Raw genomic sequence first — 19773 nt, forward strand, 5'->3', positions numbered from 1 at the left:
CGGCACACGCTCTCTACGTGTACCGGCCGCTTTGCGCACTGTGCGGACGCCTCAGGCGTCGAACAGTTGCGTGTACATCCGGGTGGCCATCAGGCCCACCGTGGTGTGGTGCACTTCCGGCGACAGCAGGCGCGACAGCAGTGCCATGGCTTCCTGCTTGCCGCTGCTCGCCGCCACTTGCTGTTCCAGCACGCGCAACTCGTTACCTGTATCTTGCGCGTCGGCCCCCGTGTGGCGACGGATCAGGCCACGCACCGGGAATGCCGTCCCGCGCTCGGTGCCCAGGCCATGCTGGTCGAGCGTGCGCTGGCGGGCGCGGGCGGTCAGCACGCGCGGGCCGGCAGCTTGCCCGCCGTCCGGGTGGCTCGTGATCCAGTCACGCAGCACTTGCAATTCGTAGGCATTGAAGACACCGAACATCTCGGCGCGCTCGCCTTCGACGAGGCGCCAGAAGCGGCTGTGCTCGACCGATTCACCGCGCTTGATCCAGCCAGCTTCTTCGAGCGCAGCCAGGAATGCCGGAACCTGCGCTGGCTCGGCCAGCCAGTCGTTGACCGAACGCCCGGCCACACGGCAGTAGTCCGAGTGCATGTTCTTGCCGACGACGCTTTTCGCGGCCATGATGCTGACCAGTTCTTCCTGCAGATCGAACTCGCCGATCACCGACGTGGTGCTCGCGCCCAGCTCGTTGAGGCGGTAGCCATTGACGACGCGCTGCCAGAAGGCATCGCGGTCGCCCACACGCGGCATCAGGTCGTGGACCGATTGCACGGCCTTGCGGGCGTGGCCGCTGCCAGCATTATCCACCGTGACGTGCAGCGTGAAGTAATATGGATCGATGCCCAGCTCGTTGAGCTCGTAGGACGTGATCAACAGGTGCAGCGGCAACTGCTCGTAGCCGAGGTTGTAGCCGATGATCTCCGGCAGGTAATGTTCGGCGTTATGACCCAGCGCCAGTTGCAGTGCGCCCTGCAGGAAGTGGCTATCGCTCAGGCCTGCCCAGCTGTCGCAGCCGTGCGTGGCCAGCAGCTTGCGGTACAGCGTGACGTGGTTCTTGTCCGGCAAGCCATCGCCCAGCTCTTCGAGGTAGGTCTTGATCAGCGGGTGGAAGGCGACATCATCCCACTGGCGCACCAGGCCATACAGCCAGGCACCATCGACCAGCTTGGTCGGGGCCACGCCCTTGATGAAGTACAGCGCATGGGCGCGGGTGCTGAAGTAACGGCGCGGCGCGCCATTCTTGCGCGCAGCCAGGTATTCGCGGTATTCCTGCCCGACGACGTCGGCGCGCTCTTCGATCCACGCTTGCAGGTCATTCATATTCGATGGCAGGTCGACCGGCAGCTCGCGTGCGAGCGCGAGCTGGTCGTCGATGAACGACTTGGCGGCAGCAGGCTGCGCTGCCGGGTCGGCATACAGCGAGAAGTACAGATTCCTGGCACCCTGGCCGGTAGGCAGCGGGGCACTCTGGACGCCTGGCGCGTCGGCTAACAGCATTGGGCTCATGTCTCGATTCTTGAAATGCGTTCTATGGACGGTACCGCATTATCCGTGCTCAGGCATGTCGAGAGAATCGGTAGGCGTGCTGTCGGCCTGTAAGATAGGGATTACAAAAATATTATCGAGTGACGCAGGTCATTACGCTGCTGCGCCCAGCGCCCGCTCTGCAACCAAGCCACTGTTTGATAGCTGTACCGGCATTGCCCCGGCATCGAGCATGCGCACAAGCGCACGCTCACCATCACCCGTATTGACGCCCACGGCGCGTATTGCTTCCGTCGCGAGCAGCACCTCGAACCCCGCCGCCAACCCATCGACCACCGTATTAAGCACGCAATAATCCGTTGCCAGGCCGCACACAGTCAGGCGCCGGATGCCGCGCTCGCGCAACGTCTCTGCCAGGCCAGTACCATTGAATGCCGAATAGGCATCGACCTCGACTGTGGTGGCCTTGGAGACCACCACGGCGTCATCGAGCTGCAGCGCGTCGGCGAAGCGCGCGCCATCGCTGCCCGCGACGCAGTGCACGGGCCACGGCCCGCCCTGGTCGGCAAACGAACAATGCAATGCGGGATGCCAGTCGCGCGACACGTAGACCGGCAACGCATGCGTGCGGTACAGGTCGATCAGGCGATTGATCGGAGCCAGCACGGCGTCGCCTTGCGGGACGCCCAGGCTGCCGCCGGGGAGGAAGTCGACCTGCGGGTCGACGATCAGGAGGGCGTCGCCCCCACCCAGCACGATGGCACTCATGGTTGTTTCCTTTGCTGTTCGTTCACATGACGCCATGACAGCGTCGCCAACGAGAGCCTACCATGAAGCCCCCGCGCTGGCAGGGGCGCAACACATGCAGGTTACTGCGGCGTATTGTTCAGCAGCGAGTGCTTGCGTGCATAGCCGAAGTACACAACCGCGCCGATGCTCAGCCAGATCGCGAACGCGACCCAGGTATGCCAGCTCAGGAACGACATCAGCACCAGGCAGAAGATGATCGCCAGGATCGGGATCAGCGGGACGGCCGGACAGCGGAATGCACGTGGCAGGTCAGGCCGCTTCTTGCGCAGCACGATCACGGCGATCGAGACCAGCGTGAACGCGGCCAGCGTGCCGATATTAACCAGCTCGGCCAGCACCGTCAGTGGCACCACGGCAGCGATGAGGCCAAAGATGATGCCCACCAGCCAGGTCGCGAAGAATGGCGTACCGTATTTCGGGTGCACCTTCGACAGGCGCGCCGGCATCAGGCCGTCACGCGACATCGCGAACAGGATGCGGGTCTGGCCGTAGGCCATCACCAGCATCACGGTGCTCATGCCCAGGATCGCGGCCAGATCGACGAAGCCCGCGACCCAGTCTTCACCGGCCACTTGCAGCGCCAGCGACACCGGATGGTCGACGCCCTTGAAGTCCATGTGCGGCACGATGCCGGTCATGATCGCAGCGACCACGACATACAGGATGGTGCAGATGATCAGCGAACCGATGATGCCGATCGGCAGGTCGCGTGCCGGATTCTTGACTTCTTCGGCGGCCGACGTGACGGCGTCGAAGCCGATGAAGGCAAAGAACACCAGGGCGGCGGCGCTCATCACGCCCGTCATGCCGTATGGCATGTACGGCTGCCAGTTCTCCGGCTTGACGTGGCCCACACCGACTGCGATGAACAGCAGCACGACGCTGATCTTGATGATCACCATCACGTTGTTCAGACGGGCCGACTCGCGCATGCCGAGCGACAGCAGGAACGTGATGGCCATCATGATCAGGAACGCTGGCAGGTTGAACAGGGTCTCGACGCCAGGGCGCGCGCCGGGGGCGGCGGTCAGCGCGTCAGGCAGCACCAGGCCGAAGCCTGACAGCAGCGACTGGAAATAACCCGACCAGCCGACCGCAACGGTCGAAGTAGCCAGGCCGTATTCGAGCAGCAAGTCCCAGCCGATCATCCAGGCGACGAATTCGCCCAGCGTAGCGTAGCTGTAGGTATAGATGGAACCAGCGACCGGGACGGTCGAGGCGAATTCGGCGTAGCACAGCGCGGCGAAGCAGCACGCCATGGCCGCGATGACGAACGACAGCGACAGGCCGGGGCCGGCCGTGACGGCGCCGGTACCGGTCAGCACGAAGATACCGGTGCCGACGATGGCGCCGATGCCGAGCAGGATCAGGTCGGTCGGGCCGAGCACTTTCTTGAGGCCGCCCGGCTTGGCGCTTGCGGCGATCATCGCATCCAGATTCTTGGTTCTAAAAATACTCACTACGTGTTCTCCAATCAAATAATGGTGTGGTCCCGCGTCTTGTCATTCCTGCGCCTGCCTGATGGGCGGGCACACTCCCGGGATCCTGCCTGGTGGGCCGGCTTGCCTGACCTTGAAACCGCTGCTGCTTGTACCTGTCATCTCCAGCTTTTTTGCAGGTGTGCCAATATAACCAGAATGTTGTCTCGAATCAAAGCAATCTGCGGAAACAAGTGCAATTTACGTGCCTGCTGGCAAATCCAAAGGAGCGTTGCGTAAACAGCGCGCTGGCGTCGAGCGTTCTTGATTTCCCAGGTGCAACATTCGATAATGGGCGGTAGTCACCGCCCCAGCTCGCATGGGCCGCCTCCCGCTGTTTGGACACCGCTGTTCCCCCGCCATGAATGTCACCCCAGGACACTTGATTACCGGACTGCCCGCGCACGCGTCGGGGTGGCCCGAACTGCGGCATGGAATGCGCCGCGCATTGGTGGCCTGCGGCTTCACAGTAGTGTTTGGCGGCGCACTGGCAGCACCGCACCCGGCGTCGCGCCTCGACGACATTGCCATCATCGCGGAACAACATCATGCGCAGGCCCGCACCCTCCTGGTGCAGGAAGGCCCGGCACTGATCGCCGGCGCGCCCTATGCGGTGCGAATCCGTTACCTGTTCCTGCTTCGCCGGGTGCAGGTCGATGGCGGCAATTACCGCGAGGCGTACGAGACCAACGAACAGATCATCAAGTTGGCCACGACTGCGCACGATCCGCGCAACCTGGCACTGGCCAGCCTGGGCCGCGTATATCGCCTGATTGAAAACAATGATCCCGCCGCTGCGCTGGCCTTGCTGGAAACGCTGGGCGCCCGCTACCGTGATCTCGACAGTCTGGAATTCAAGGCCGGGTTCGATGCACTCCAGGGCGCCGCCTTCAGCGCCGTCGGCCAGTACGATCGCGCGCTGCAGCGCTTTTTGCCCGCGCTCGAACTGGTCAACAACCATCCCGACCTGTGGAGCCCGCGCAAAGCCGACATCCTGCTGGCCATGGCGCGCATGTACGTCAATGCGCGCGATCCCGTGCGCGCGCTCGAGACGCTGCGCGAAGTGCGGGCCAGCAAGACCAACCTGCCGCCGCGGCTGGATGCGGCGGCGTCGTTTTTTGAAGGCCGCGCGCTGATCACGCAAGACCAGCCCGATGCCGGCCTGGTGGCGCTCGAGCGGGCGCTCGGGCTGGCGCAAACGCATCAACTGCTGTCGGTCCAGGCTAATGTGTTGGGCAATATGGCCAACGCCTATCTCAAACTGGGCCGCTACGCCGAGGCTGAAACGGCCGCGCGCGCCGCCTTGATCCCTGCCAAAGACAGCGAAGACAGGATCAGCCTGCAGATGGCGACCGCGAACCTGGGCTTTGCGCTGTTCGGCCAGCGCCGCTATCAGGAAGGCATGCGCCTGGTCGACGAGGTCAGCGCCGCGATGCGCCGCGCCGGCGCCCTGTCCACGCTGGGGCGCCTGCTGGCCGAAAAAAGCCAGGCGCTGGAGCGGGCCGGCCGTTTCCAGGAGGCCCTTGCCACGCTGCGCGAGCGCGACGCCGTCATGCAGCAACTGGCCGTGAATGACCGCAACAAGGCGATCTCGGCGCTGCAGGAACAATTTAAATCGCGCGAGCGCGTTGCCCAGATCGACAGTCTGCGCCTGGAAAACACCGCGAAGGATGCCGAACTGCGTCACCGCACACTGATCCAGACGGCCGCCTCGCTGGGGACCGCGCTGGCGCTGCTGCTGTGTTCGGGCGTGCTGTGGCTGTACCGCAAATCGGAACGCACCGGCCAGCGCCTGTCGGAACTGAACGCCGAACTGGCCCACCATTCGGCGCATGACCCGCTGACCGGGCTGCACAACCGGCGCTCGTTCCAGGACCGCATGCGCAGCCGTACCGGCGAAGCGGCGCCGCAGCCGGACGCCGCGGATTGCTTCACGCTGCTCGACATCGACCATTTCAAGCGCATCAACGACGACTATGGTCACGCCGCCGGCGACGCCGTGCTGGTCGAAGTGGGCAAGCGCCTGCGCGCTACGCTGCGCGAGTCGGACATGGTGCTGCGCTGGGGCGGCGAAGAATTCCTCGTGTATTCGCAGGGCGTCACGGCGGCGCAGCGGCCGCTGTTGGTGCAGCGCATCCTCGACGCGCTGGCGAGTGCCCCGATCCTGCTGGCGGACGGCACACTGCTGGCGATCAGCGCCACGGCCGGCGCCGTGGCGCTGCCGTTTGCCATCGGTGAAGACGAGGCGCCGGCGCCGTCGATGGATTGGCAGCAAGCCATTGCCCTGGCCGATCGCGCCATGTACAAGGGCAAGGAAGCGGGCCGCAACCGCGCGTATATCGTGGCGGGCCTGCGGCGGCCGGAAGGCGCGCTGCAACTCGACCTGGTGTTGCCGGGCGTGGCTGCCTGAAGGTATACCTGGACTAGACCTGGACCTGGACCTGGACCTAGACCGGCAGCGGCGTGCGGCGCGCGTTGACGGCCGCCACGGTCTGCAGCAGCGCTGCCGGCACCAGCGGCTTGGCGAGAAATTCATCGAACCCCGCTGCCAGCACTTTCTGCTCGTCTTCCTTGCGCGAAAACGCCGTCAGCGCGATCACCGGCACGCTGGCGATCAGGCGGTCCGGCAAGGCGCGCACTTTGCGGATGAAATCGAACCCGTCGATGACCGGCATGCCGATGTCGCTGATGATCAGGTCGGGCCGGTGCAGCGCGATCAGGTGCAGGGCTTCCTGGGCGCCAGTGGCGGTCAGGATCCTTGCCTGACTGGGCGCCAGCACCGCCTGCACCAGTTCGAGCGAGTCGAGCGCGTCGTCGATCACCAGCACCGTCAGGCCCTGCAGTGCCAGCGCCGTCAGCGGCAAGCCTGGCGCAGGGGCTGCTACCGCGGACGCCGGCGCGCAACCGCTTGCCAGCGGCATGCGCAGCGTGAAGGCTGCCCCCTGCCCTTCGCCCGCGCTGGTTACGCTCAGCGCGCCGTCCTGCAAGTCGATCAGCTGGCGCGCAATGGCCAGTCCCAGGCCCAGGCCACCATGACGCCGTGACGACGATCCATCGGCCTGGCGGAAGCGGTCGAACACGAATGGCAAAAACGCGGCCGGGATGCCGGCGCCGGTATCCTCCACGGTGATCACGCTGGCGTCCCCGAGGGTGCGCAGCGTGACGGTCACGACACCGCCCGGCTCGCTGAACTTGATGGCATTGGACAGCAGGTTCACCATCACCTGCTGCATGCGGCCGCTGTCGCCGAGGATGCGCCCGTCCCCGGCGTCGAGATCGGCGAGCAGCGTCACCTGGCGCGCCAGGGCTGCCGGCCGCGTCGTGTCGAGCGCAGCGTTGATGAAGTCCGGGGGCGACAGTGGCACATTATCGATGCGTACCTTGCCGGCCAGCAGGCGGCTCATGTCGAGCATGTCTTCGATGAGTTCGGACTGCGCACGCGCGTTGCGCTCGATTGTGCTGAGGCCGCGCTTGAGCGACGCGTCATCGCGCCCGCCCTGCAGCAACAATTGCGACCAGCCGAGCATGGCGTTGAGCGGCGTGCGCAGCTCGTGCGACAGCGTGGCCAGGAAATCATCCTTCATCTGGCTGACGTTTTCTGCGTCGAGCCGCGCCTGCTGCTCGATCAGGAACAGCTTCTGACGCTCGGCTGCGGCGACGAGCGAGGCGGCGATCGTCTGGTTGCGCTCCTCCAGGCGCGCATCGAAAATCGTGGCCAGCAGCGTGATGCTCAATAGCGCCACCGTCGTGATCGTTACCAGCGCCGCCAGGTAATCCTGGTCGACGCCCACCAGCGCCGCGCCGCAGACACTGCCCGGCGCGAAGTGCGCGGCAGCCATGCCGGTGTAGTGCATGCCGGCGATCGCGCCGCCCATGACGACGCTGGCCGCCAGTTGCCGCGTGCGATGCAAACGCCCGCCCTCCTGCATGCGCATGCCGATCTGCAGCGCCAGCGCGGACGCGCCGATCGCGATCGCGACCGACAGTCCGAACAGCCACGGCGAATAGTTGATCGCAGGATGCATCTGCATGCTGGCCATGCCGGTGTAGTGCATGGCATTGATGGCAAGGCCCATCAGCAGCGCACTGGCGACAAGATGCCGCGGGCGCACCGTGCGGTATCGCAGTTGCCAGAGCGCGAGGCCGGATGCCACCACTGGCAACAGCCACGAGACGAAGGTCGTCGTGGTGTCGTAGCCGATCGGCAGCGGCAGGCGAAATGCCTGCATCCCGACGAAGTGCATGGCCCAGATGCCGCTGCCCATGGCCATGGCCCCGCCGGCCACCCAGACATACCGAGCACGCCGCTGCGCCTGCCTGACGCGCATAGCCAGACTCAGTGCGGTGTACGACGCCAGTATGCCGACCAGAATCGAGACGACGACCAGCAAGGGTTGGTAATGCCCATTTACCATGAAAGCTTCGTTACTTGAATGTTTCAGATGCCGGCGCGTGCCTGAAGGCACAGTGTATGCCGCGTGGTTACCCGACAAGTGTACAGGGCGAAACCACGGGCGCGGTTGAATTCAGGTCGTCTTGTGACCTGTTTGACCGCGTTTTTTTGACAATTACTCGTGTCAAAAAGATGCCTGACAGTTGGCGGGCTGGCGGGCGGGCCGGCGCAAAGGGAAAGGCACAATGCAAAAAAGGCTTGCACAGTGATGTGCAAGCCTTTTTTTGGTCAACCATATTCGTTGGTGGGAAGTGCAAGTTTCGAACTTGCGACCCCTGCAGTGTGAATGCAGTGCTCTACCCCTGAGCTAACCTCCCAGCGAGGCCGTATTATGCCACAGCCGATAAATTATGCCAAATGGCAATCGACTGCGTGCGTCCGAACAGCGCACCGTAACAACCAGCGCAGAAACGAAAAAGGCCAGCATGGTTGCTGGCCTTGAAAATTCTTGGTGGGAAGTGCAAGTTTCGAACTTGCGACCCCTGCAGTGTGAATGCAGTGCTCTACCCCTGAGCTAACCTCCCGAAGCGAGGCATATTATGGCACAAAATTTTCTTGGCGTCACCCCTGCGCCGCGTAATCAGCGCACATCATCAGGCCGCATAGGTCCGCCAGACGCAGTTGCCCTTCACACTTTTGTCCAGGCCAGCCAGAACCGTATCGTGCTCGGCCAGTTCATCGCTGCTGGCCGCCACGACGATGATCTCGCCCAGCGGCACGATCTCGAGCGCTTCACCGTCGTTGGTGGTTTCTTCTTCGACATCCATGGTCAGCGAATTCTGGCCACGCGTCATCGCCAGGTACACATCGGCCAGCAACTCCGAGTCGAGCAGTGCGCCGTGCAGCTTGCGGTGCGCGTTCGAGATGTCGTAGCGGTCGCACAGCGCGTCAAGCGAGTTGCGCTTGCCGGGATGCAGCTCTTTCGCCTGCACCAGCGTGTCGATGACGCCGTCGCAATACTGGACGAACGGCGGCAGGCCCATGCGCGTGAATTCGGCGTTCAGGAAACCCAGGTCGAACGGCGCGTTATGAATGATGACCTGGGCGCCCTGGATGAAGTCGCGCAGTTCGTGCGCGATCTCGTGGAACTTCGGTTTGTCGCTCAGGAACTCGGTGGTCAGGCCGTGCACGGCCAGCGCGCCCTCGTCCGACTCGCGTTCGGGATTGATGTAGCAGTGGTAGTTATTGCCGGTCAGCTTGCGGTTGAAAATTTCAACGCAGCCGACTTCGATGACGCGGTCGCCGGTGCGGGGGTTCAGGCCTGTGGTTTCGGTATCGAGAACGATCTGACGCATGGTGCAATTCTTCAAAGTGGGTGCGGGCGCAGTATAACAACTGCGGCGGCGTGCTGCGCAGAGCGGGACTCCGGACTGATCACCGGCGTACCGATGCGGCGCCCTTGTTGGCCAGCACGTCGGCCCGCTCGTTGCCCGGATGGCCATTGTGGCCGCGCACCCAGCGCCATTCGACGGCGTGCTGCTGCTGGGCCAGGTCGAGGGCCTTCCACAGGTCTTCGTTTTTGACGGGCTCTTTCGCAGCTGTCTTCCAGCCACGCGCCTTCCAGCCGTGGATCCACTCAGAGATGCCTTTCTGGACGTACTGGCTGTCGGTATGCAGCACGACTTCGCATGGCCGGTTCAGCACGCCCAGCGCCTCGATCACGGCGCGCAATTCCATGCGGTTGTTGGTGGTGTTGGGTTCGCCGCCGAAGATTTCCTTTTCGTGCCCGTTCGACACCAGGAGCGCGCCCCAGCCGCCCGTGCCCGGATTGCCCTTGCAGGCGCCGTCGCTGAAAATCTCGACCCGGGTCGGGTTGACGTCGTTGTTTGTTGCGCTTTTTGCGTCGTCCATTGTTTCGCTCATGCCCTGCTATTCACTTTCAATTCGTTCAATGCGGTTCGCCGCCGGCACTGCCGCCGGTCGCTTGCTGGTTTTCTTGTTCCATGCGGGGCCGATCAGATGCATTCCCTTGACGCGCTTGATCGCATGCACGACGTAGACGGCGCCAAGATACGGCCACCAGCGCCCGCCGGCCGATTCCATCATCGCAAAGCGGCTGAGCCAATGGGCGGTACGGCAAGGTGGCGCGTAACAGCCGAAGTGGCTGCGCGTGGCGCTCAGGTTGAGCAATTTTAGCCAGTCTTTCAGGCGCGGCATAGAAATGAATTCGCCCGTGTCCGGCAAATAGCCATTGCGCGTGACCCGCCCGATCCCCTGGCGCATGCCCCACAGGCTGGCCGGATTGAAGCCGCAGATGATCACCTGCCCTTCCGGGATCAGGATGCGCTCGACTTCGCGCAAGACTTGGTGCGGCTCGGCGGTGAACTCGAGCACGTGCGGCAGCACGACCAGGTCGATGCTGCTCGACGCAAACGGCAGCTCGGTGAAATCGGCCGCGGCGGCAATCTGGCGGCCGTTTGACGCGAACGCGAGCTCGTCGGCATTCGACGTGCGCGTGGCAACCTGCCACCGGTTGGGCATGCGGCTGGCGGCCAGCGCACCGAGCTGCGGGACGCCGATCTGCAGCGCGTTGTAGCCAAAAATATCCGCCGTCAATTCTTCGAGGCAGGCCTGCTCGAACGCGCGCACGTACGCGCCGGCTGGCGATTGCAGCCAGTTGTCGAGCGCTATAATGGATTTCTCGGCAGCGCTATCCATGCCACCTCTTGACCATACACATGACCATGACACCTCCACGGCAGCCGGCCCTGTCGGTACTGACAGTGCCGGCCTTCAAAGACAATTACCTCTGGCTGGTTCACGACGGCACGCATGCGGCCATCGTCGATCCGGGCGACGCAGCACCGGTACGCGCGGCACTGGCCGCGCACGACCTGCGCCTGACTGCCATTCTACTCACCCATCATCATGCTGACCATATCGGTGGCGTGCCCGCCCTGCTGGCCGAATGGGATGTGCCGGTGTTCGGCCCGCAGCACGATGGGATCGATCTGGTGACGCATCCGTTGGTGCAGGGCGATCGGATCACCGTGCCGGGCATCGATCTCGCGCTCGACGTGCTGGACGTGCCGGGTCACACCCTCGGACACATTGCCTATGTGCGGCGCGATGCGGATGCACACTGGCTGTTCTGCGGCGACACGCTGTTTGGCGCCGGCTGCGGCCGCCTGTTCGAAGGCACACCGGCACAGATGGATGCGTCGCTGACGCAACTTGCGCAGTTGCCGGATGAGACGCTGGTGTACTGCGCGCACGAATACACGATGTCGAACCTGGCGTTTGCGCAGGCGGTCGATGGCGCCAATACGGCACTGGCTGCGCGCTTGGAGGCCGACGGGGCCAGCCGCGCCGCCGGCCAGCCGACCATCCCTTCAACGATCGCTTTGGAAAAAGCCACCAACCCGTTCCTGCGCACGACGAGTGCGCCGATCGTGCGCAGCCTGGTGGCTGCCGGGCGTGTGGCTGAAGGGGCAGCGCCGCTCGAGGTCTTCACGGCGCTGCGGGAGTGGAAGAATACGTTCTGACGCGGCGTCAGATTTCTTCGTACAGCGGCAGCGTCAAAAATTCCGCGAATGCATTCGCCGTCGACATTTCTTCAAAGATGGTGGCGGCGCGTTCGTAGCTCGCGTGCGTCCCATCGGCCGCCACCTGCTTCACTTTTTCCAGCTCTTCGGGAATCATCGCCCGCACCATCTCGGCCGTGACCTTGCGGCCGTCTTCCAGCACGCCCTTGGCTGACCGGATCCACTGCCACACCTGCGAGCGACTGATTTCGGCCGTCGCGGCGTCTTCCATCAGATTGTGGATGGGAACGCAGCCATTGCCAGCCAGCCAGGCGCCCAGATAGTGGATGCCGACGTTGATGTTGTAGCGCAAGCCCGCTTCGGTGATCGGCGCTTCCGGCTTAAAGTCGAGCAATTGCGCGGCGGTCACGACGACATCGGGCCGCTGCTTGTCGAACTGGTTCGGCCGCTCGCCCAGCACCTTGGTGAATTCTTCCATCGCCAGACCCACCAGCCCCGGATGCGCGACCCAGCCGCCGTCATAGCCATCGGTCGCATCGCGGGCCTTGTCGTTGCGCACGCCGCCCATCGCGATCTCGTTTTTCTCCGGATCGTTCTTGATCGGAATCAGTGCGGCCATGCCGCCGATGGCCGGCGCGCCCCGTGCGTGGCAGGTCTTGAGCAGCAGCAGCGCATAGGCGCGCATGAACGGCGCCGTCATCGTCACTTTGGCACGGTCGGCCAGGCAGAAATCGCTGTCGCGCTTGAACTTCTTGATGCACGAGAAAATGTAATCCCAGCGGCCTGCGTTCAGGCCCGCGCTGTGCTCGCGCAGCTCGTACAGGATTTCGTCCATCTCGAACGCAGCCAGGATGGTCTCGATCAGCACCGTCGCCTTGATCGTGCCCTGCGGGATGCCGAGCAGATCCTGCGTCATCACGAAGATGTCGTTCCACAGCCGCGCTTCCAGGTGCGACTCGAGTTTGGGCAGGTAGAAATACGGCCCGGCGCCCCGTGCCAGCAGTTCTTTTGCGTTATGGACCATGAACAGCGCGAAGTCGAAGATGCCGCCCGAGACGCGCTTGCCGTCGACGAGTACGTGTTTTTCATCCAGATGCCAGCCGCGCGGGCGCACCAGCAGCGTGGCCACCTTGTCATTGAGCCTGTACGACTTGCCGTTTTGTTCGAGCGAAATGGTCTTGCGGATCGCATCGAACAGATTGATCTGGCCGCTGATCTGGTTATCCCAGTTGGGCGTGTTCGAATCCTCGAAGTCGGTCATGTAGCTGTCGGCGCCCGAGTTCAGCGCGTTGATGACCATCTTGCGCTCGACCGGGCCAGTGATCTCGACACGGCGGCAATGCAGCGCAGCGGGGATCGGCGCGATGCGCCAGTCGCCGGCCCGTACCGAGGCGGTCTCGGGCAGGAAATCCGGGCGCTCGCCGGCATCCAGGCGCGCTGCCCGTTCGGCGCGTGCGGCCAGCAAGGCCTGGCGCCGCGGCTCGAATGCGCGCGTCAGCGTGGCCACCAGCGCCAGCGCATCGGGCGTCAGGATCTGCTCGTAGGCCGGCTGAATCGCGCCGGAAATTTCCATGCCTTGGGGGATGCTGAGGGACATATCGACTCCTGAAGATGAATGAAAATCACGTGCGACGCTGCGCCGGGACGGGCCCTGCTTGGCGTTCCTGTTGGCATCCAGTATATTCACCCGCGTAACGCTAAACGAGACAAATACGCACTTCATCTGTGTGTTTTTGTATTAAATCAATCTGCGCAACCGGATCGTTTGCATGAGCAAGTTCACCCAGATGGCAACCTTTGTGGAGGTCGTGGCGCGCGGCAGCCTGTCGGGTGCAGCGCGCGCCGAGGGCATCGCACCGGCGATGATTGGCCGCCGACTGGACGCGCTGGAGGCGCGACTGGGCGTGAAACTGCTGCGCCGGACGACGCGCAAGCTCGTGCTGACCGACGAAGGCGTGGCGTTTCTCGAGGATTGCCAGCGCATTCTGGCCGAGGTCAACGAGGCGGAATCGGCGATCTCGGAGCGCAGCGGTCGGGCGTCGGGCCACCTGACGGTGTCGGCCCCGGCCGGCTTTGGCCGCCAGCACGTGGCGCCGCTGCTGCCCTCGTTCCTGGCCGAGCACCGCGACGTGACGGTCAACCTGAATCTGAACGACCGCGTCATCGACCTGATCGGCGATGGCGTCGACGTCGCCATCCGGATCGCCCGCCTGGGCGACTCGAACCTGGTGGGCGTGAAACTGGCCGACAACGGGCGCGTGCTGGTTGCCGCGCCCGCTTACCTGAAGCGCCACGGGACGCCACGTACACCAGCGGACCTGGCGCGCCATAATTGCCTAGCAATGAGCAGCGAAGGCAGCCAGCGCGGCTGGACCTTTCTCGAGAACGGCCAACCTGTCACGCACAAAGTCAGCGGGAATATGGTGTGCAACGACGGCGCCGTGCTGCACGCGTGGGCGCTGGCCGGCAAGGGCCTGGCGTGGCGCTCGATGTGGGAAGTGGGCGAGCAGATCGCCAGTGGCGAACTGTGCACGGTGCTGGACGCCTTCGCGGCGCCCGGTAACGACATCCATGCCGTGTTCGCGCAGCGCCGCCATCTGCCGCTGCGCATCCGTGCCTTTGTCGACTTCCTGCGCCGCAGCTACGCAGCCCCCGACTACTGGCGTCAACGCTGACGCGCGGCCCCCAGGCAACAACACGAAAGGTACAGACGAAAAAAATCCCCGGCAGTTCCGGGGATTTTGGTCTCGCAACGCCTGTTAGGCGATTACAGAGGCTGGATGTTCGAGGCTTGCTTGCCCTTAGGGCCGGTGGTCACGTCGAACGAGACGCGCTGGTTTTCCTGCAGCGACTTGAAGCCGTTGCTCTGGATAGCCGAGAAGTGCGCGAACAGATCTTCGCCGCCTTCATCAGGGGTGATGAAGCCGAAGCCCTTCGAGTCATTGAACCATTTAACGATGCCAGTTGCCATTACAATTTCCTATTTCGGTTAGTTGGGCTTGCGCCCGTTTTAGATCGTTTGAAGAAGCAAGAAAGAAATGACAGACAGACTGCACTACTACCTCGAACCCAACGATCCCACATTATACCGAATATTTCTCGCGCATGCCCTGTTCGTTGAATAAAAATACGTAAGTAGCCCTACGATTCCTGATGCCAATAAATACGACAGCGGGATTTTTTAATTCGGTATGCAGCAAAGAATAGAGGCAAGGACGGTTAATTTGTTTGCGCTTGATCAAATTCCGGTGTGCTCGACAATTGCGCGCGCGGCTTGCGCTGCCGGTAGTTCAGGTCAGTGCCTTGGGGTCGCGCAGCGCAGCGGCAATATAGTCGTCGAGCTCGGCGCGCCAGGCTTGCCACTCGCCCGCGGCGACGGCGTCGAACGCACGCAGCACGCGCAGCCGCTGTTCGAGCAGGCGCGCATGATGGCCCAGGCCGCGAAACCCGAAGGTCGCCGCTGAACCGGCCAGCGTGTGAAGCATCGCCTGCAGCTCACCGGCCGGCCCCGCCGGGTCGAACCCGGGCGCACCGGCCGGTGCGAGCTCTTGCGACAACTGCGCCAGGCGCCCGAACGTGGATGGCAGGCGCGCCGCGAACTTGTCGTTCAGTTCGGCCAGGCGGGCGAAGAATTGCTGGTCAGCCGGCTGCGTCATGGTCATGCCGGCCTTACTTGGTGCCGAAGATACGGTCGCCCGCATCGCCCAGGCCCGGGATGATGTAGGCGTGTTCGTTCAGGTGCGAGTCGAGCGAGGCGACGTAGACCTTGACGTCCGGATGCGCGTCCTGCACCACCTGGATCCCTTCGGGCGCGGCAACCAGCGCCAGGAACAGGATCTGCTCGTCCGGCACGCCGCGCTTTTTCAGCACGTCGATTGCGTGCACCGCCGAGTTGCCAGTGGCAATCATCGGATCGCACAGGATGAAGGTGCGATCGGTCGTGTCCGGCAAGCGGACCATGTACTCGACCGGCTCATGCGTCTCAGGATCGCGGAACACGCCGATGTGTCCGACGCGCGCCGATGGCACCAGCTCCAGCAGGCCATCGCTCATGCCGATACCGGCGCGCAGGATCGGCACCACGGCCAGCTTCTTGCCAGCGATCACTGGCGCATCGATGGTCACCAGCGGCGTGCGAATCTGGCGCGTCGTCAGCGGCAGGTCGCGCGTGATCTCGTACCCCATCAGCAGCGTGATCTCGCGCAGCAGCTCGCGGAACGTGCGCGTCGACGTGTCGTGCTCGCGCATGTGCGACAGCTTGTGCAGGATCAGCGGGTGGTTCAGGATGAAGAGGTTCGGGAAGCGCGGATCTTGGTTCATGGCGGGGTTCGACGCAGTCGATGAAGCTTGTAAGCCAGCATTATCACAGGCACAACGTGGTTTGTCCCGGCTCTGGCCGAAATAATTCCGGGTCGACGCTAGCAGAGCGCGGTGGCCGACCGTCTGCTGCGCCCTGCCCGTCAACGGTCCTGCGTCCATGTTGCGCTCACTGGATGACCCATGCAACCGGGTCAAGCCCGCGAATGTGTCAAGATGACACAAATCTGGTTGCATTAAAGCACTGAATTGCGCGATAAACATTTTCTACTCAGCAATAATCAGCGACAATACAGTGCTGACCGCCCACAATGGGCGGCGTTGGCGGCTGCTCGCGCGGTGCGCCCACCCGATCATTGCAGCCACGGGGTAAACGCACCGTACGTTGCTCATTGTGATGCAGTATGGAATTTTTCAGTGATAGACTCGTTCCTGGTTTGTTGCCCGGCACGGATAACAAGATGACACCGGCATGGTTTGAACATGCCGCGAAACGAGAACCCTGACCGACCATGCTGACCCCTCCTTCCGCAGCGCCCCATTCGCCGACGGCGCACCTGCCGCCTGCGATGCTGCTCGACGGCCTGCTGGAAAGCGCGGGTGACGCCGTGTTCCGGGTCGCGCCCTGCGGGACGATCCGGGCTGCAGGCACCCGTGCCCAGCGCCTGCACGGTTATATGCCGGGCTGCTCATTGGTTTCACTGGTGCACGACGTCGACCAGGCAGCCTTGCGCCACGCACTGGACAGCGCCGCGACCGCGCAGGAAGCAGCGCTGGTCGAGGCACGTTTTCGCAGTGGCGAGCGTGACATCTGGTTCGAACTGCGCATTGCCCAGTTGACCACGGGCGACGATGCGCAAATCCTCGTGATCGGCCGCGACATGTCGGCGCAGCACGCGACCGAAGAGCGGCTGCGTCACATGGCGACCCACGATGCGCTGACCGAATTGCCGAACCGGCTGCTGCTGGCCGACCGCATCCGCGTCGTGATTTCGAACGCACGCCGGTCGGGCCAGGGTTTTTCGGTTGTCGCAGTCGGGATGGACGGGTTCAAGAAGGTCAACGACGGCCTGGGTCACCCGCTGGGCGACGCCGTGCTGCAGATGGCCGCCACACGCCTGCGCCGGGTCTTGCGCGACAGCGATACGCTGGCGCGCGTCGGTGGCGACGAATTCGTCGCCGTGTTACCAGGCACCTTCAGCGAGGCCCAGATCAAGCTCGTCACCGGGCGTCTGATGGCCACGCTGCAGTCGCCGTTCGAGACGGGTGGCCACACGATCTACCTGGGCGCGTCGATTGGCGTGACCGTGTATCCGGACCATGCCGAAGACGAAGTACGCCTGGTGACGCTGGCCGACGCCGCGCTGTCGCGCGCGAAGGAGACCGGCAAGGGCCGTGTGGTGCTCTACAGCCCGCGCGACCAGGGCCCGCCCGAGCATGACATCTCGCTCGAGGCGGCCATGTTCAAGGCCGTGCGCGAAGGCGAGTTCCTGCTCTACTACCAGCCGATCGTCGACGCCCGCACGAAGGTCATCGAAGGCTTCGAGACGCTGATGCGCTGGAAGCACCCGACGCTTGGCATGGTGCCGCCGGTGCGCTTCATCCCGATTGCCGAAAACAATGGCCTGATCAACCTGCTGGGCGCCTGGGCGCTGAAGGCGGCCTGCATGCAGATCCGCCAGTTCCAGGAAGTGGCGGGCCGCGAGCTGTATATCTCGGTCAACATCAGCCCGCGCCAGTTCCGCAGCGACCGGTTTCTGTCAGAGCTCGACGACGCGCTGACAATGTCCGGAGCCCAGGGTCACCAGCTGGTGCTGGAAATCACCGAGGGCACGCTGATGGTCGATCCGACCCATGCCGAAGCCGTCATGGAAAAAATGGTCGAGCGCAACGTGCGCATCGCGATCGACGATTTCGGCACCGGCTACTCGTCGCTGGCCTACCTGAAACGCTTCCCGATTTCGGTCCTCAAGATCGACCGCGCATTCGTCAAGGACCTGCCCGGCGCGCACAAGGACGCAGCCATCTGCAAGGTCGTGCTCGACCTGGCCCGCCACCTGAGCCTGGCCGTCGTGGCCGAAGGCGTCGAAACCGAAGACCAACTGGCCTGGCTGGACGAACAGGGTTGCCACTATGTCCAGGGTTACCTGACGGGCAAGCCGATGCCTGCCAACGTGGCCGTTACGGCCCTCAAGGAAAACCTTTATACCGCTCTTCTGCCGGCCGACACCCGGACAGGGAAACCATGACCACACCAACCACCACCACGCGCTCGGCGAAAGCGCAAGCCACTCTCGCCCTGCTGTGGGAACGCATTCGCCGCCAGGGTGACATGCCCGGCTTTACCAAGGCCATCAATGCCATCCTGGCGTCGATGCGCGGCGAGGACGAGCGCGACTTCTCGATGACGCAGACCGTGTTGTCCGACCCCGTGCTGACCCAGAAGGTCCTGCGCCTGGCCAACAGCAGCATGTACGCAGCGTTCGGCCAGCACGTCAACACGATTTCCCGGGCCGTGCTGGTGCTGGGCACCGAAAGCATCGGCCACCTGGCGCTGGGGCTGAAACTGATTGAAGAGCTCGGGCGCAGCACGCCCGACACCGAGATCGCGCACATCGAGATGGAAAAAGCCGTGCTGGCCGGGATGGTGGCGCAGCAACTGGCCACTGGCGCCCAGGTGCGCAATCCCGAAGAAGCCGTGGTGTGCTCGATCCTGCACTCGCTGGGCCGCATGATGATCACGTTCTACATGCCCGAACGCTGGGCCCTGATCCAGGCCGGGGCGGCGGGCGGCGACGACACGGCGGCGGCCCATGACGTGCTCGGCCTGCATCTCGAGGAACTGGGCCGCGCCACCGCCGCCCACTGGGGCCTACCCGGCAACCTGGTGGCCGGCATGCGCCGCGTCGAACCGGGCGAACGGGGCGAAGGCTTCGAGCACGATGACTGGCTGGCGGCGCTGGGCACGATGTCCACCCGCGCCGCCGATGCATTGTGGGCGGACGACGCGGCCGGCGCCGACAAGGTGGCCGAACTGGCCGAGCAGTTCGCGCCGATGCTGGGCATCTCGCCGGCCGGCATCCTGGCCTCGATCGACCGGGCCCGGATCGAGGCGGCAGCCGATCTGTCGATCGCGCCGCTGGCCCGGCCGGCCGAGAAACGTGCGCGCCTGGCCGCGGCCACGCGCGAGCGCATCGCCGGCAACCAGATCCTGATGGGCGGCGTGGCCGACATGCGCGACGCGGGCCCGGACGCCACCGCCGGCCAGATGATGTCGCTGGCGCTGGAAACGATGCACGAGGGGCTGTCGTTCACCCGCTCGTTTGCCTTCCTGCGCAACCGGCGCGAGGGACGCTACGCGGCGCGTTTGGCGCTGGGCGAGAATGCCAAGGCGCTGCAGCCCGATCTGACCTTCGACGACGCCTACGAAGCAAACGTGTTCCACGCGGCGCTGGCGAGCGACCGCGTGATTTTCATCGAGAATGCGCACGACGCCAAGTTCGCGGCCAAGCTGCCGGACTGGTGGAAGGACACGCTGTCAGAGGCGCGCTGCTTCATCGTGATTCCGCTGTGCGCACACGGCCAGCCGGCCGGCTTCATTTATGGCGACTGGGATGGCACCTATCCACAGGTGATCCTGAGCCAGACGGAGTTTGCGCTGCTCAACGACCTGCGCACGCTGGTCGTGCGCACGGTGGAGCGGCGCCACCAGCTCGACGCGAGCGCAACGCGCGCCTGAGCAAAC

16 protein-coding genes and 2 tRNA genes are annotated in these 19773 nt (G+C 64.1%); 5 read left to right on the plus strand and 13 right to left on the minus strand.

Annotation, left to right across the window (positions count from 1 at the left end):
• Positions 1-51 precede the first annotated feature (51 nt).
• The 3 genes from NX775_RS21950 to bcaP all read right to left on the minus strand — a co-directional run bounded on the left by NX775_RS21950 (position 52) and on the right by bcaP (position 3755).
• Positions 52-1506 carry an iron-containing redox enzyme family protein gene (locus NX775_RS21950; protein WP_258837914.1) on the minus strand — a complete coding sequence of 485 codons (1455 nt, stop codon included), beginning with the start codon at positions 1504-1506 and terminating at the stop codon, positions 52-54.
• A gap of 132 nt (positions 1507-1638) precedes the next feature.
• Positions 1639-2253, minus strand: coding sequence for an isochorismatase family protein (locus NX775_RS21955; RefSeq protein WP_258837915.1), 615 nt, complete (start codon positions 2251-2253; stop codon positions 1639-1641).
• Positions 2254-2354: 101 nt separating this feature from the next.
• Entirely contained in the window at positions 2355-3755 is a 1401-nt protein-coding gene (gene bcaP, locus NX775_RS21960) for a branched-chain amino acid transporter BcaP (protein ID WP_343829570.1), read from the minus strand.
• A 454-nt stretch (positions 3756-4209) separates the two neighbouring features.
• Here bcaP and NX775_RS21965 point away from each other — a divergent pair, with 454 nt between their 5' ends.
• Positions 4210-6183 (plus strand): GGDEF domain-containing protein, encoded by a 1974-nt coding sequence (locus NX775_RS21965; RefSeq protein ID WP_258837916.1) that lies wholly within the window; start codon positions 4210-4212, stop codon positions 6181-6183.
• 37 nt (positions 6184-6220) lie between these two features.
• Here NX775_RS21965 and NX775_RS21970 read toward each other — a convergent pair whose 3' ends face one another.
• The 6 genes from NX775_RS21970 to NX775_RS21995 form a co-directional block, all read right to left on the minus strand.
• Positions 6221-8188: an MHYT domain-containing protein gene (locus tag NX775_RS21970; RefSeq protein WP_258837917.1), complete on the minus strand. Its 1968-nt coding sequence runs from the start codon at positions 8186-8188 to the stop codon at positions 6221-6223.
• Between the two features lie 280 nt (positions 8189-8468).
• Positions 8469-8543: transfer RNA gene (locus NX775_RS21975), tRNA-Val, on the minus strand.
• A gap of 132 nt (positions 8544-8675) precedes the next feature.
• A tRNA-Val gene (locus NX775_RS21980) sits at positions 8676-8750 on the minus strand.
• 69 nt (positions 8751-8819) lie between these two features.
• Complete coding sequence (dnaQ, locus tag NX775_RS21985) at positions 8820-9521, minus strand: DNA polymerase III subunit epsilon (RefSeq protein WP_258837918.1); 702 nt, start codon at positions 9519-9521, stop codon at positions 8820-8822.
• A gap of 79 nt (positions 9522-9600) precedes the next feature.
• Positions 9601-10077, minus strand: coding sequence for a ribonuclease HI (gene rnhA / locus NX775_RS21990; RefSeq protein ID WP_258837919.1), 477 nt, complete (start codon positions 10075-10077; stop codon positions 9601-9603).
• A gap of 18 nt (positions 10078-10095) precedes the next feature.
• Positions 10096-10884: a class I SAM-dependent methyltransferase gene (locus tag NX775_RS21995; RefSeq protein WP_258837920.1), complete on the minus strand. Its 789-nt coding sequence runs from the start codon at positions 10882-10884 to the stop codon at positions 10096-10098.
• A gap of 26 nt (positions 10885-10910) precedes the next feature.
• Here NX775_RS21995 and gloB point away from each other — a divergent pair, with 26 nt between their 5' ends.
• Entirely contained in the window at positions 10911-11711 is an 801-nt protein-coding gene (gloB, locus tag NX775_RS22000) for a hydroxyacylglutathione hydrolase (RefSeq protein WP_370660613.1), read from the plus strand.
• A 7-nt stretch (positions 11712-11718) separates the two neighbouring features.
• Here gloB and aceB read toward each other — a convergent pair whose 3' ends face one another.
• Complete coding sequence (aceB, locus tag NX775_RS22005) at positions 11719-13308, minus strand: malate synthase A (protein WP_258837922.1); 1590 nt, start codon at positions 13306-13308, stop codon at positions 11719-11721.
• A 172-nt stretch (positions 13309-13480) separates the two neighbouring features.
• Between aceB and NX775_RS22010 the strand changes: the two genes are divergently transcribed.
• On the plus strand, positions 13481-14386 hold the full coding sequence (locus tag NX775_RS22010; protein WP_258837923.1) for a LysR family transcriptional regulator: 906 nt from the start codon (positions 13481-13483) through the stop codon (positions 14384-14386).
• A 92-nt stretch (positions 14387-14478) separates the two neighbouring features.
• Here NX775_RS22010 and NX775_RS22015 read toward each other — a convergent pair whose 3' ends face one another.
• From NX775_RS22015 to upp, 3 genes are all read right to left on the minus strand, one after another.
• Entirely contained in the window at positions 14479-14682 is a 204-nt protein-coding gene (locus tag NX775_RS22015; protein WP_137176112.1) for a cold-shock protein, read from the minus strand.
• A 319-nt stretch (positions 14683-15001) separates the two neighbouring features.
• A complete protein-coding gene (locus NX775_RS22020; protein WP_183552033.1) occupies positions 15002-15373 on the minus strand; it encodes an Hpt domain-containing protein in 372 nt (123 codons plus the stop codon).
• A 7-nt stretch (positions 15374-15380) separates the two neighbouring features.
• A complete protein-coding gene (gene upp / locus NX775_RS22025; protein ID WP_258837924.1) occupies positions 15381-16031 on the minus strand; it encodes a uracil phosphoribosyltransferase in 651 nt (216 codons plus the stop codon).
• 509 nt (positions 16032-16540) lie between these two features.
• On the opposite strand from upp, the gene NX775_RS22030 reads away from it, so the two are divergent.
• Both NX775_RS22030 and NX775_RS22035 read left to right on the plus strand, forming a co-directional pair.
• The gene (locus NX775_RS22030; protein ID WP_258837925.1) at positions 16541-18277 is read left to right on the plus strand and encodes a putative bifunctional diguanylate cyclase/phosphodiesterase; all 1737 of its coding nucleotides are present in this window, start codon (positions 16541-16543) and stop codon (positions 18275-18277) included.
• A complete protein-coding gene (locus NX775_RS22035) occupies positions 18274-19767 on the plus strand; it encodes an HDOD domain-containing protein (RefSeq protein WP_258837926.1) in 1494 nt (497 codons plus the stop codon). Before NX775_RS22030 ends, NX775_RS22035 begins: the two co-directional genes overlap by 4 nt.
• The last annotated feature ends 6 nt before the right edge of the window (positions 19768-19773 follow it).

Origin of the sequence: Massilia aurea (assembly GCF_024753205.1) — a bacterium.
In the GTDB taxonomy this organism is placed as follows: Bacteria; Pseudomonadota; Gammaproteobacteria; order Burkholderiales; family Burkholderiaceae_D; genus Telluria; species Telluria aurea.